14 protein-coding genes and 1 pseudogene are annotated in these 12740 nt (G+C 35.6%); 6 read left to right on the top strand and 9 right to left on the bottom strand.

The genetic code is table 11. From position 1 onward, the window contains the following. The first annotated feature begins 1 nt into the window (after position 1). The 5 genes and pseudogenes from pstA (at position 2) to P256_RS04355 (ending at position 3907) form a co-directional block, all read left to right on the top strand. Entirely contained in the window at positions 2 to 1381 is a 1380-nt protein-coding gene (pstA, locus tag P256_RS04375; RefSeq protein WP_040331641.1) for a phosphate ABC transporter permease PstA, read from the top strand. A 144-nt stretch (positions 1382 to 1525) separates the two neighbouring features. Next, a pseudogene (pstB, locus tag P256_RS04370) lies at positions 1526 to 2284 on the top strand (phosphate ABC transporter ATP-binding protein PstB); the annotation flags it as partial. A 72-nt stretch (positions 2285 to 2356) separates the two neighbouring features. Continuing rightward, the gene (locus P256_RS04365) at positions 2357 to 2665 is read left to right on the top strand and encodes a YqfO family protein (RefSeq protein ID WP_023272470.1); all 309 of its coding nucleotides are present in this window, start codon (positions 2357 to 2359) and stop codon (positions 2663 to 2665) included. Between the two features lie 76 nt (positions 2666 to 2741). After that, the gene (locus P256_RS04360) at positions 2742 to 3296 is read left to right on the top strand and encodes a nicotinate-nicotinamide nucleotide adenylyltransferase (protein ID WP_040331808.1); all 555 of its coding nucleotides are present in this window, start codon (positions 2742 to 2744) and stop codon (positions 3294 to 3296) included. Positions 3297 to 3340: 44 nt separating this feature from the next. Then, a complete protein-coding gene (locus P256_RS04355) occupies positions 3341 to 3907 on the top strand; it encodes a YceI family protein (RefSeq protein ID WP_023272468.1) in 567 nt (188 codons plus the stop codon). Between the two features lie 9 nt (positions 3908 to 3916). On the opposite strand, the gene P256_RS04350 is transcribed toward P256_RS04355, so the two are convergent. From P256_RS04350 to dapD, 5 genes are all read right to left on the bottom strand, one after another. Beyond that, on the bottom strand, positions 3917 to 4384 hold the full coding sequence (locus P256_RS04350) for a peroxiredoxin (protein ID WP_023272467.1): 468 nt from the start codon (positions 4382 to 4384) through the stop codon (positions 3917 to 3919). Positions 4385 to 4448: 64 nt separating this feature from the next. Then, complete coding sequence (locus P256_RS04345; protein WP_023272466.1) at positions 4449 to 4850, bottom strand: hypothetical protein; 402 nt, start codon at positions 4848 to 4850, stop codon at positions 4449 to 4451. 13 nt (positions 4851 to 4863) lie between these two features. Beyond that, positions 4864 to 5532, bottom strand: a complete 669-nt coding sequence (gene queC, locus P256_RS04340; protein ID WP_023272465.1) for a 7-cyano-7-deazaguanine synthase QueC — start codon at positions 5530 to 5532, stop codon at positions 4864 to 4866. Positions 5533 to 5572: 40 nt separating this feature from the next. Next, entirely contained in the window at positions 5573 to 6286 is a 714-nt protein-coding gene (gene queE / locus P256_RS04335; protein WP_040331806.1) for a 7-carboxy-7-deazaguanine synthase QueE, read from the bottom strand. Positions 6287 to 6359: 73 nt separating this feature from the next. Further along, positions 6360 to 7181, bottom strand: a complete 822-nt coding sequence (gene dapD / locus P256_RS04330) for a 2,3,4,5-tetrahydropyridine-2,6-dicarboxylate N-succinyltransferase (protein WP_023272463.1) — start codon at positions 7179 to 7181, stop codon at positions 6360 to 6362. Positions 7182 to 7550: 369 nt separating this feature from the next. On the opposite strand from dapD, the gene P256_RS04325 reads away from it, so the two are divergent. Beyond that, positions 7551 to 8207: a hypothetical protein gene (locus P256_RS04325; protein ID WP_155756736.1), complete on the top strand. Its 657-nt coding sequence runs from the start codon at positions 7551 to 7553 to the stop codon at positions 8205 to 8207. 36 nt (positions 8208 to 8243) lie between these two features. On the opposite strand, the gene P256_RS04320 is transcribed toward P256_RS04325, so the two are convergent. The 4 genes from P256_RS04320 to purD form a co-directional block, all read right to left on the bottom strand. Then, positions 8244 to 8939, bottom strand: coding sequence for a methionine ABC transporter permease (locus P256_RS04320; protein ID WP_023272461.1), 696 nt, complete (start codon positions 8937 to 8939; stop codon positions 8244 to 8246). Continuing rightward, complete coding sequence (locus tag P256_RS04315) at positions 8936 to 9964, bottom strand: methionine ABC transporter ATP-binding protein (protein WP_023272460.1); 1029 nt, start codon at positions 9962 to 9964, stop codon at positions 8936 to 8938. The genes P256_RS04320 and P256_RS04315 overlap by 4 nt, the downstream gene beginning before the upstream one ends. Before the next feature lie 70 nt (positions 9965 to 10034). Continuing rightward, a complete protein-coding gene (locus P256_RS04310; protein WP_023272459.1) occupies positions 10035 to 10910 on the bottom strand; it encodes a MetQ/NlpA family ABC transporter substrate-binding protein in 876 nt (291 codons plus the stop codon). 462 nt (positions 10911 to 11372) lie between these two features. Then, on the bottom strand, positions 11373 to 12659 hold the full coding sequence (gene purD / locus P256_RS04305; RefSeq protein WP_023272458.1) for a phosphoribosylamine--glycine ligase: 1287 nt from the start codon (positions 12657 to 12659) through the stop codon (positions 11373 to 11375). Positions 12660 to 12740 lie beyond the last annotated feature (81 nt).

Genomic DNA, 12740 nt, shown 5'->3' with positions numbered 1-12740 from the left:
CATGAATACTTCTATGAATACATCAACTGAAATGTTGACTGCCAAAGAGCTTAGTGATCAGCGTAAAAAAATGATCATGCAGTCCTTGGGTAAGCGTCACCGCAAAGAAAAGCGCTTTAGAGTTTTTGGATTTAGTGCGGTTTGTATTGGTCTAATGTTTGTTGCCATCTTATTTGGTAGTATCTTGTATAAAGGGATACCAGCATTTTGGCAAACAAGTATGACGGTTCCTGTATATTTTGACCCAAAAATTATTGATGCTGGCCCACCGCCTGTACAAGAGAGTAATGAGTCTCCTGCAGTATTCCAAGAACGTTATATTGATTGGCAAACTAAAATGGGAATGGTTGATTGGGATGCTCTAATTTCTAAGTCAATTGTTGCTCAAAATAAAAGTTTAGAAAGTAAAGAAAGTGAATTAAATAGTATTTATACCAGCTCTGAAACTTATCGTGTAAGAGACATGGTGTTTGCTGATCCAAGTTTAGTTGGGAAAAAAGTAGATATTAAACTACTTGCAGATGCAAATATTGATGTATGGCTTTCGGGTAAAATTGATCGTTCTTTACCAGATGATAGACAGCAGTTGGGTCCTGAAATTCGTCAGCTTGCAGATGAAATGAAAGCAAAAGGTATTTTACAAAATACTTTCAATTTCCAAATTTTTACAAATACAGATTCTCGTAGTTCTCCAGCAAGTAGTGGTTTAGCAGGTGCTTTTGTTGGTTCACTATTTATGATGTTGATTGTGATCTTTGTTTCGATTCCAATTGGCGTTGCAAGTGCAATCTATTTAGAAGAATTTGCTAAGAAAAGTGTTATTACAGATATTGTAGAAGTAAATATTAATAACCTAGCGGCAGTACCATCTATTGTGTTTGGTTTGCTTGGTGCCGCAATTTTCATTGGTTGGATGCACTTACCATTATCTGCACCTCTTGTCGGTGGTTTAGTATTGAGTTTAATGACTTTACCAACGGTAATCATTACAACCCGCGCATCTTTAAAAGCTGTACCACCATCAATTCGACAAGCAGCGCAAGGTTTAGGAGCATCTAAAGTACAAACTGTTTTTCATCATGTCTTGCCACTTGCATTACCTGGTATTCTAACAGGTGCAATTATTGGTGTTGCACAGGCTTTAGGTGAAACAGCACCTCTATTATTGATTGGTATGAGTGCATTTGTAGCAAGTGTACCAACGACGCCTATAGACCAATCAACTGCACTACCAGTACAAGTGTTCTTATGGCAAGGAAATGAATTGCGTAACTTCTTTGAAGGAAGAACAGCAGCAGCCATTATTGTACTTTTAGCAATGATGATTAGTTTGAATGGTTTAGCCATTTGGTTAAGAAAGAAATTTGAAGTACGTTGGTAATTGGAGCGTTTAAATATGAATACATTAAATCCAACTCGTACCCCAGAGCAGAATCAAACAGATATGACAACAGATACTCAACCCCATATTAGCATTGGTAGTTTTGAACAAGCGAATACTGAGTCAGTTTCTGAAAACTCACAAAAGCAAATAAAACTACGTACTGAAGATGTACATGTATATTATGGTGAAAGTGAAGCAATTAAGGGTATCGATCTTGATATCTACCAAAATGAAGTAATCGCTTTTATTGGTCCATCTGGTTGTGGTAAATCTACATTTCTACGTACACTTAATCGTATGAATGATACGATAGAAAGTTGTCGTGTAACTGGTAAAGTTATGCTTGATCAGCAAGATATTTACGATCCAAATTTAGATGTGGTATTGCTTCGTGCACAAGTAGGTATGGTTTTCCAAAAACCAAACCCTTTTCCAAAATCAATTTTTGATAATGTTGCTTATGGGCCAAAATTACATGGCTTAGCACGTAATAAATATGATTTAGAGGAAATTGTTGAAAATAGTTTGCGTAAAGCAGGTCTATGGGAAGAAGTAAAAGAACGTTTAAACCAGCCTGGTACAAGTTTGTCGGGTGGTCAGCAACAACGTTTATGTATTGCTCGTACAATTGCGGTAAGTCCAGATGTTATTCTTATGGATGAACCATGTTCTGCACTCGATCCAATTGCAACTGCAAAAGTTGAAGAGCTTATTTCTGAGCTTTCAACACAGTATACAATTGCAATTGTAACTCACTCAATGCAACAGGCAGCACGTGTGTCTAACCGTACAGCATACTTCCATTTGGGTGATTTGATTGAAGTAAACTCTACTGAAAAAGTATTTACTCAGCCTGATCATCAATTGACTGAAGCATATATTACGGGTCGTTTTGGTTAACACCAGTATTATATTTATATAGAAGCCTCTAATAAAATTTAGAGGCTTTTTTATTTTAAGAGATTGAAAAGAATGCTTAAATTTATATATTTTGTCCCAGAATCACATTTAGAAAAAACTAAGCAAGCGATATTTCTTGCTAAAGCAGGAGAAAGTGAAAAATATGAACACTGTGTATGGCAGGTAAAAGGGCTAGGTCAATTTAAAGCAAAGCAAGGGGCAAAGCCATTCTTAGGTCAAATTGACCAATTAGAACATGTAGAAGAGTGGCGTGTCGAAACTATTGTTCGTGAGGAAAATGCAAGACATGTGCTGAATGCATTATTAGATACACATCCCTATGAAGAACCTGCATTTGAGTTTAAAAGCTCTATGAATTAAATATTGAAAAATGAATTATTTGCGTCAATGGAATATATTTTCTATTATGAAAATACAATGATTGAAAAAAATGCTTATGTTGTCTTTAGATTATGTTGTTTTTATTGGACGTTTCCAACCATTTCATCTTGCACATATGAAAACAATTGAAATGGCTTTAGAAAAAAGCCGTTATGTTATTATTGCTTTAGGTTCGGCACAAGAAGAGAGAAGTGTAAAAAACCCGTTTCTTGCAAAAGAGCGAGAAGAAATGATTTTATCTAATTTTAATCAGGTACAGCAAAAAAGAATTATTTTTATTCATATTATTGATGTGTATAATGATGAAAAGTGGGTGAATCAAGTTAAATCTAAAGTGTCAGAAAAGACCGGATCTGCACAACATGTTGGTTTAATTGGGCACTTTAAAGATAATTCATCGTATTATTTAGCTCTATTTCCTGAATGGGAACTCATTGAATTAGAAAGTTTAGAAAATGCTTTATCTGCAACGCCAATGCGAGAAGACTTCTATAAGGGGCAAATACAAGAAAAATACTTTCCACAGGGTACAATTAATTTTTTAAATGATTTTAAGAAAAAAGAGGATTATGAAAGACTACGAACACAGTTTTTTAAGGATAAAGCTTAAAAATACAATTAAACTATGACATATATTAATTATTGGGGCATTGTGTGCTTAATATAAAAAAGGCAATTATTCAGAGCTTCTTAGTATTTTCATTATTTTGTTCATTAATAAATATTGCTAATGCAACTGATCTTAAATTTGCAGATGATGGAGAAGTCGGCTTTTATATTAAAAAGTTAGGAATGAAGGTTATTGATGCTGATTTTCAACAAGTAGACTCAACAATACGTTTTGATCCAAATCATTTAGAACAGACACAAATTCACTTTGTTATTCAAGTTGAGAGTATTGACCTAAGCAATGGTACATTGCATGATATTTTATTAGGTGAAGATTTATTTGATGTTGCTAAGTATAAAGAAATTACCTTTGATAGTACGCAAATACAGTCTTTAGGAAGTAGTAAATATAATGTATTTGGTAATTTGACAATTAAAGGGAAAACGAAACAAGTTGTTTTTTATACAACTATTTCACCTGAAAACGATGGTAGTTTTGATTTTAAAGCCGCAACGCAAATACAAACAAAAAACTTTGCTATGCAGTCAAAATTTGGCTCATTAACCGATCATGTTGATATTTTTGTAGATGGTGCATTGGTAAAGAAGTAAGTCAGTGAATTACTGACTTACTTCTTGAAGAGTTTTTATATCTTCTAATACTTGCTCGGCATGACCTGCGGCTTTCACTTTTCTATAGCTTTTTATAAGTTTTCCATGGTGAAAAATAAAGGTAGATCGTTCAATACCAAAGACTTTTTTTCCATACATATTTTTTTCTTTAATAACATCAAAATGCTTACAAAGTACTTCCTCTTTATCACTAATAAGTTCAATAGTTAAGTTTTGCTTTGCAGTAAAGTTTTGATGTGTTTTTACAGAGTCACGTGATACACCAATGATTTGTGTATTTAGCTCTGCAAATTGGTCTTGAAGGCAAGAGAAGCCGACAGCTTGTGTTGTACAACCGGGTGTAGAATCTTTCGGATAAAAGTAGATAACAAGCCACTCATGTGGATGTTCAGAAAGATTTATACTATTAGAGGTTGTTGGAAAGTTATGATTGGGTAAAGAGATTTGATCTGACATAAGTTTAACTACTCCTAAATAAAACTAGCCACATATAGTGGCTAGTTTTTATATTTGGGTCAAATTATTTTGTAGAAGCTTGAGCTTGTTGTTTCATTGCTTCTTCAGTAAGTGCTTTAAGCTTAGATGTTAACTGAGGACCAAAACAGTTTTGAATTTCTCTGTTTTGTTGCTGAATGAATGGTAAAGTACTTGGGCTTTTCTTCTGGTTGACTGTACTAATAATCTGCCATTCTTGAGCTTTAGTCATTTTACCTTCAGCTTCAACTTGGCATTGACAGAACTTTTCAGCTTCAGCAGCTGTTAGTTTACCAGCTTTGCTTGCACTCTCTTTACAGTTACTTACAAGAGCAGCATGCACATTTGTACTTTTTGAAGGATCTTGTGCAGCATGTGAAGCAGTTGCTGTAAAAGCAACTGAAGCAAATAATGTTGATAGAATTAATTTTGATTTTAACAAATTCATATAATTTACCTTTTTATGAAACATAGCGTGTAGGGTCATCAACTTTCGCTTCAAGAAATCCTTCTTTGCGCAAGCGACAACTATCACACTTACCACAAGCACGTCCTTGTTCATCTGCTTGATAGCAAGAAACGGTTTGACTGTAGTCTACACCATGTTCTATACCTAAACGTATAATATTCCCTTTGGATAAATGTAACAGTGGTGTTTCAATTTTTAAAGGTTTTCCTTCAACCCCGGCCTTTGTTGCAAGTGCTGCAAGGTTTGCAAAGGCTTCAACAAATTCTGGTCTACAATCTGGATAGCCTGAATAATCAACAGCATTTACACCAATAACAATAGCTTCTGCTTGAAAAACTTCAGCAGCAGCAAGTGCGTATGATAAAAAGATGGTGTTACGTGCAGGAACATAGGTAATTGGTATACCAGTTTGTGCTTGTTCAGGTACATCTATTGTATGATCTGTTAGGGCAGAGCCACCAAGGTTACCAAGGTCTATATTAATGACTCGATGTGGAATGTTTGCTTGTTGTGCTAAGTTTTTTGCAGCTTCTAGTTCAGTAGATGAACGCTGTCCATATTGGAAACTTAGAGCAATGCAGTCATAACTAGATTGCGCCCAAGCTAAACAAGTTGTTGAGTCTAATCCACCAGACAATAGAACAATAGCACGAGGGCGCATGTGTTTCTCCAAAATTATATAAATTCAATTTAAAGTTTAATTAACGGCCTGTTTCATCTTGCCAAAGCAGTTTATGTAGCTGTAGTTGAAAGCGTACAGGTAATTGGTCTTCAAGTACCCACTGTGCAAGGTCTCTTGCAAAAGCAGGGAGCTTAGCATTTCCTTTCTCTACAGCAAAAGCAGGCGAAAACCAGACGGTATTTACTTTCTTTTCAAGTTGATACTTTTCAACTTGTTGTTTAGACCATTCATAGTCTTCACGGTTACAGATTACGAATTTAATTTGATCTTTCTTTGTCAAGTATTCAAAATTTTCAATTAAATTACGATGTGATTCACCAGAGGTTGGTGTTTTTAGGTCTAGTACTTTAGATACTCGAGTATCTACATTTGCAATACTAAGTGCACCACTGGTTTCAAGTGAAATCTCAAATCCTAAATGGCAGAGCTGATTGAGCAAGGCAATACAATTTGGTTGTGCAAGAGGCTCTCCTCCTGTCACGCAAATATATGGTGTATTGTGTTTTTGTGCTTCAGTAATAATGCTTTCTAGGCTTTGTCTTTTACCACCCTCAAAAGAATAAGTTGTATCACAATAGGTACAACGTAAAGGGCAGCCTGTTAGGCGAATAAATACGGTAGGTAATCCTGCGGTATCGGCCTCACCTTGCAAAGAATAAAAAATCTCTGTAATACGTAGTCCAGATGATGGATCCGTTACAGGAATTGTTGTCGAGCGAAGGGGAGAGTTCATAGCAAAATCAACCATATTAAAAAAGAAAAATCTCCACAACCTATTGGTTGTAGAGACTCAATAGATATAAAAATTAGTCAGCGCGAAGCAAGTCATTTAAGCTTGTTTTTGCACGTGTTTGTGCATCAACTTTTTTCACAATGATTGCTGCATATAGGCTGTATTTACCATCTTTAGATGGAAGGCTACCCGGAACAACAACTGAACCTGCTGGTACGCGACCGTAATGGATTTCACCAGTTTCACGATCATAAATACGTGTTGACTGACCAATATATACACCCATTGAAACTACAGAGCCTTCTTCAACAATGACACCTTCAACGATTTCTGAACGTGCACCAATGAAGCAGTTGTCTTCAATGATAGTTGGGTTTGCTTGTAATGGTTCAAGTACACCACCAATACCAACACCACCCGATAGATGTACATTTTTACCAATTTGAGCGCATGAACCTACAGTTGCCCATGTATCTACCATCGTGTTTTCGTCTACATATGCACCAATATTTACATAAGATGGCATAAGTACAACATTTTTTGCTTGGAAGCTACCACGACGTGCAACGGCAGGTGGTACAACACGTACACCAGCTGCTTTAAACTGTTCTTCAGTCCAACCTGCAAATTTAGTATCTACTTTGTCAAAGAAAGCAAGATCACCAGCTTCAACAGGCTTATTATCATTAAGTTTAAATGATAATAAAACTGCTTTTTTTAGCCATTGGTGAACTGTCCATTCCCCATTAATTTTCTCAGCAACGCGTAATGAACCATTGTCTAAACCTTTAAGTGCTTCATCAACAGCATTGCGTACTTCTACAGGGCAATCTGTAGCTGTAAAATTCGCACGATTTTCAAAAGCTTGTTCAATTATCGTTGAAAGTTCAGACATAATATTCTTCCAAATCTTGTTTAATTTAAAAACTATCTTAATTTTACACTAAAAACTGTCCATCGTGGACGGTAAATTTCAAGATGCCCCATGATTGAGGTTTATTTGATTGTGCTTTTATATACAAAAAAGTCAATTGTTTAGTGATAAATTATTGGTTTTTATATAAAGCAGGTAGCCACTAATTTCGAGTTATTTTAAATGTAAGTACTTTTAACTAATTTTTAAAGTATGCAGAGAAGTATTTGGATTCTTATCTGAGTTTTAATTTAGGTTGTATAGTATTACGACAATAGAGCATCTTATCGTGTACTCAACTAAAAAGTATATGATAAGTAAAAATACATGACGATTAAATTTGGATAGACAATGAGAAAGAAGTGTATGTTCTTTATCGCATTTTACTTTACTTTAAAAGCAAATGCGGTATTTGCTGATGAGCAAATAATAAAAGGAGGAGAGTCAACTGCAACACAGTATATACCTAGTGGGTTACGAATAGATGCTGGATTAAATGGCTATGGCGGTGCAGTGCTATGGGATGTGAACAATTATGTAAGTTTTGTACTTGGTTATGAAGGCAGTACAATAGATTGGAAACATCACACTACTGTCAATGGAAGACGGTATCAACTTGATCAAGTAAAAAATAAAAATACATATGTAAATGCTGAAATACATCCTTGGGGTGAGAGCCATAGTTCATTATTGAAGTCTTTTTATATTGCTACGGGTGTGGGATATTTAAATCATAAAAATGATTTGCACTTAGCAACATCAGCTCAAACAAAAGTAGAGATGAGTTATAGTCATGCTATATCACCTTATTTAGGTTTTGGCGCAAAAACACTCTTTGCAGAGCATTGGGGTATGTTCGGAGAAGTTGGTGCATATTATGTAGATCATCCTTTAGTATCTTCCTCTATAATGGATGTAGATACTTATAATGATCAATATAGCTTAAAAAATGACAGTAAATATCAATGGCTACCTGTTGCAAAACTAGGTGTAATATATAAGTTTTAATAAAAAAGCACCTATAAAAGGTGCTTTTTTTGTATCTTATCTAATTTTGGATAACCAATCACCAAACATTTGAACGATTTGTACAAGCACAAGTAGAGCAATAATTGTGGCAATCATAATAAAGGTATCGAAACGTTGATAACCATATGAATAAGCTAAATCACCAATGCCACCACCACCAACAACACCTGCCATTGCGGTTGCACCAATTAAACTAATATTTGCACTTGTTAAGTTTAAAATAAGTGAGCTACGTGCTTCAGGTAGTATAAATTTAAAGATAATTTGTGCAGGTGATGCACCCATAGCTTGAGCAGATTCGATAATACCTTCATTCACTTCAAGCAATGAGATTTCAATGAGTCGCCCCATGTATGGTCCAATATATGCAACCAATGGAACAATTGCCGCTGCCGTACCAATAGTTTTACCTGTAATAAATTTTGTAATAGGGATGATTGCAATCATTAGAATAACGAATGGTAATGAGCGTAATCCATTTACAATTGGATTTAAAACTTGGTAAATAACACGATTGGGTAAGATACCTGCTGGTCGAGTAACAAGTAATGTAATTGCTTGTAAGAATCCCCAAATTGCACCAAAAAAGAATGCAATAACAACCATATAGATAGTTTGTTGGAGTGCAGATACGAAATCATCTACAGATACAATGCTGTTCCAAAAAGGGTGGGTAATTTGCGTGAGCCACTGAACAAATAAGTCTCTCATTTTTGTTCTCCTGCTTGTGAGGCAACAGATACACCGTGTTCTTCTAGGTGTTGAATTGCTGCTTTTACTGTTGTTGCTTCACCAAGAACTTGAACAAACATCTGACCAATGACGGTCCCATTAATTTCTGTCATTGATGCAAATAGAATATTTAAACTCACATCAAATGCTTTAATCATTGATTGAATAACAGGTTCTTGTGCTGATTTTCCTAAAAATTGAAGACGATAAATACTGTGGTGATGTTGGTTTTCTAATTGTTTTAAAATATTTGTTGGTAAATGCTGCTGTAAAACAGTTTGAATAAATGTCTGTGTTGTTGGGTGTTTAGGGTGACTAAAAAGTTCAACTGTTGAGCCTTGTTCAATTACATGCCCAGCTTCCATAACAGCAATATGGTCGCAAACTTTCTCAATTACATCCATTTCGTGTGTCACCATGACTATGGTGATATTTTGCTCTTTATTAATTTTTTTAAGTAGATCAAGTACAGATTGGGTGGTTTGTGGGTCTAGAGCAGATGTTGCTTCATCACAAAGCAGAATTTTAGGGTGGTTCGTTAGCGCACGAGCAATACCTACACGTTGTTTTTGTCCACCAGAAAGCTCATCCGGGTAAGCATTTCTCTTATGCTCTAAGTCGATAAAACTAAGTAGTTCATCTAGTCTTTTTTTACGCTCTATTTTGCTGTAACCAAGTAGGCGCATAGGCATTTCAATATTTTCTGCAACAGTCTTTGTTTGCATTAAGTTAAAATGCTGGAAAATCATACCGATATTAGCACGTTCTTGACGCAAAGTTTTTGCATCTAAAGCGGTAAAATCTTTTTGATTAATGATAATCTGGCCTTCACTTGGGCGTTCAAGTAAATTAATTAAACGAATTAATGTACTTTTTCCTGCACCACTATAGCCAATAATTCCAAAAATACTCCCTTCAGGTATTTCTAGATTAATTTGCTTGAGTGCATGAACGGTTTGCCCTTTAAGCGTATAGTGCTTTGAGATGTTTTTAAATTGAATCATTTGGTCAAAAACTATGCTAAAAATAAAAACAGGCAAAGTGAATCACTTTACCTGCTTTAGTTAAATAGGATTACTGCTGGTTTTCAGTTAAATAGCTGATAGGCTTATTAACATCAATTTTAGTACCACCAAAGCGGTCAGCAATAAATTTTTTCACTTCTTCGCTGTGATAGATCGGAGCAAGCTTTTGCAATGTCGGATCATTTTTCTTTGCATCAGAAGTAACAAGTAAGTTGATATTCAGTTTAGTTGATTGGTTAACTGGCTCGTAGAATAAAGCATCTTTGAGTACATTTAATCCACCTTCCATTGCAAGTGTATTTCCTAAAGCAATGGCATCAACATCACCCATAACTCGTACAGCAGTTGCCATTGGAATTGGTTTTAGCTGAAGATGTTTTGGATTTGCTGTAATATCTTTTAGATCGCCATGAATTGGATCAAAACCATCTTTAAGCTGAATTAGACCCGCAGCTTTAAGGAGTGATAGTGAACGTGCTTCATTTGAAGTATCATTTGGAATAGCAATCGTTGCATTATTTGGAATCTGGTCTATTTTCTTATATTTGCTTGAGTAAATACCCATTGGTTCAATATAAGTTGTTGCAATAGGAACAAGTTTGTCTTTGCTTTGAGTATTGTACGCACTGAGGTAGTTATATGATTGGAATGCGTTAACGTCAATTTCTCCTGCTGCAGTTGCTTTATTCATTGCAACATAATCAGGCATATTTTTTACGTCAAGTTTGATACCAGCTTCTTTTGTTGCAGGTAGTGTTGCAATATAGCGCCATACATCTGTATCTGAACCATCCGAGCCAAGTACGACTGTTTTTAACTCTTTACCATCTGCTTGCGCTGAATTTTGATCTGTAGGCGTTTTACTGCACCCAGCAGCAAGTGTAAGACCTGCACCTAAAAAAACAACACCCAATAATTTTTTCATGAGGGGTAATAGTCCTGATAAAAATGTTTGTAAATACAAAGGCATTGACTGAGTAATGCGAGTAGTTCATGGTGTATTTTACATTTTGTTCATATCACTACATTCAAAAGAGTATTTGAAGTAAAAGTTAAATGACTATCTAGCATTCCTAGATGAATGTAAAAAACGATGAATTATAGTGCGATTCAGTATAAAGCTGCCATTATCATAACAAGAAATCATAATGTTATATATAGACCATTCTATTTTGCTTCTCGACCTTTTAAAATTAAAAGGACTAAAGTAATAGATTTTCTATATATGAAAATCTAAGATTTCTTAATCTAAACGCAGTATAAAGTGTTCACTATATAAGTCAAAACAATAAAATTCACAATAGTTATGAATTTTTTTCATTTAGAGAGAGTTGTACTCAGTGAAATGAGGAATAGTATTGATTTAAATACTATTCCTACAAATAGGTTAAGATTGTTGTTCACGTGCAATGGCACGATAGCCAATATCTGTACGATATTGCATGCCATCAAATGTAACTTGACCACAAACTTCTAGTGCATTTACCTGTGCTTCAAGTACAGTTTCACCTAATGCAGTTACACAAAGAACACGACCACCAGCCGTTGCAATGTGACCATCTTCTGTTGTTGCTGTTCCTGCATGGAATATTTTTGTTCCTTCAGGTGACTGACCTAGACCAGAGATCACATCTCCTTTACTTGCTGTTTCAGGGTATCCTGCTGAAGCGAGTACAATACCAATTGATTTTCGCTCATCCCACTTTGCTTCAGTAGGAAGATTACCTTCAACACCTGCATGAATTAAGTCTACAAGAGATGATTGTAATCGCATCATAATAGGTTGTGTTTCAGGGTCACCAAAACGGCAATTAAATTCGATTACACGTGGCTGACCTTGATCATCAATCATTAAGCCTGCGTATAGAAAGCCTGTATACGTGTGCCCATCTTTTGCCATGCCTTCGACGGTTGGACGCATAATCTCATTCATTACACGCTCAAAAATTTCAGGTGTAACGACTGGTGCAGGGGAGTAAGCACCCATGCCACCTGTATTTGGCCCTTGATCACCTTCAAAAATGCGTTTGTGATCTTGTGAAGTTGCCATTGGTAGAATATTTTTGCCATCTACCATACAAATGAAACTTGCTTCTTCACCTGCCAAGAATTGTTCAATAACAACACGGCTACCTGCATCACCAAATTTGTTGCTAGAGAGCATGTCGTCAATTGCAGCAAAAGCATCTTCATTGTTCATCGCAACAATAACGCCTTTACCTGCGGCAAGACCATCTGCTTTGATGACAATAGGAGCACCATGCTTTTCTACATATGCTTTTGCAGGATCAATTTCTGTGAATACTTCATAAAAAGCAGTTGGAATCTCATGCTTTTTTAGAAAATCTTTTGCAAAAGCTTTTGAGCCTTCTAATTGTGCTGCATATTGGGTAGGTCCCCAAATTTTTAAACCCGCATTTTGAGCAGCATCTACAACACCATTTACAAGAGGTGCCTCAGGACCAACAACAATGAGATCAACTTTATTGTCTTTAGCAAAGTTAATGATTGCATCATTGTCTAAAATATTAAGTTGTATATTTTTACATTTTTCTTCTGTAGCTGTGCCAGCATTACCCGGTGCAACAAAAACTTGACTGACTTGGCTGTCTTGAGCAATTTTCCATGCTAGCGCATGCTCGCGTCCGCCATTACCTAAAACTAAAATATTCATAGGTGAATCTCCATAAATGAAACATCCTCATGGTATAAATATGAGGATGTTTCTATTAAATATGCGTATTAATTGTTGTTA

This window comes from Acinetobacter nectaris CIP 110549 (assembly GCF_000488215.1).
In the GTDB taxonomy this organism is placed as follows: domain Bacteria; phylum Pseudomonadota; class Gammaproteobacteria; order Pseudomonadales; family Moraxellaceae; genus Acinetobacter; species Acinetobacter nectaris.
This window is presented reverse-complemented; position numbering and strand designations above follow the sequence as displayed.

Bases quoted from the DNA above. Each gene is read 5' to 3' on its own strand.
- pstA (WP_040331641.1), top strand. From the start codon at position 2: ATGAATACTTCTATGAATACATCAACTGAAATGTTGACTGCCAAAGAG.
- P256_RS04315 (WP_023272460.1), bottom strand. From the start codon at position 9,964: ATGATTCAATTTAAAAACATCTCAAAGCACTATACGCTTAAAGGGCAA.
- P256_RS04320 (WP_023272461.1), bottom strand. From the start codon at position 8,939: ATGAGAGACTTATTTGTTCAGTGGCTCACGCAAATTACCCACCCTTTT.
- P256_RS04365 (WP_023272470.1), top strand. From the start codon at position 2,357: ATGCTTAAATTTATATATTTTGTCCCAGAATCACATTTAGAAAAAACT.
- queE (WP_040331806.1), bottom strand. From the start codon at position 6,286: ATGAACTCTCCCCTTCGCTCGACAACAATTCCTGTAACGGATCCATCA.
- P256_RS04345 (WP_023272466.1), bottom strand. From the start codon at position 4,850: ATGAATTTGTTAAAATCAAAATTAATTCTATCAACATTATTTGCTTCA.
- P256_RS04360 (WP_040331808.1), top strand. From the start codon at position 2,742: ATGTTGTCTTTAGATTATGTTGTTTTTATTGGACGTTTCCAACCATTT.
- dapD (WP_023272463.1), bottom strand. From the start codon at position 7,181: ATGTCTGAACTTTCAACGATAATTGAACAAGCTTTTGAAAATCGTGCG.
- queC (WP_023272465.1), bottom strand. From the start codon at position 5,532: ATGCGCCCTCGTGCTATTGTTCTATTGTCTGGTGGATTAGACTCAACA.
- P256_RS04325 (WP_155756736.1), top strand. From the start codon at position 7,551: ATGAGAAAGAAGTGTATGTTCTTTATCGCATTTTACTTTACTTTAAAA.
- P256_RS04350 (WP_023272467.1), bottom strand. From the start codon at position 4,384: ATGTCAGATCAAATCTCTTTACCCAATCATAACTTTCCAACAACCTCT.
- P256_RS04310 (WP_023272459.1), bottom strand. From the start codon at position 10,910: ATGAAAAAATTATTGGGTGTTGTTTTTTTAGGTGCAGGTCTTACACTT.
- purD (WP_023272458.1), bottom strand. From the start codon at position 12,659: ATGAATATTTTAGTTTTAGGTAATGGCGGACGCGAGCATGCGCTAGCA.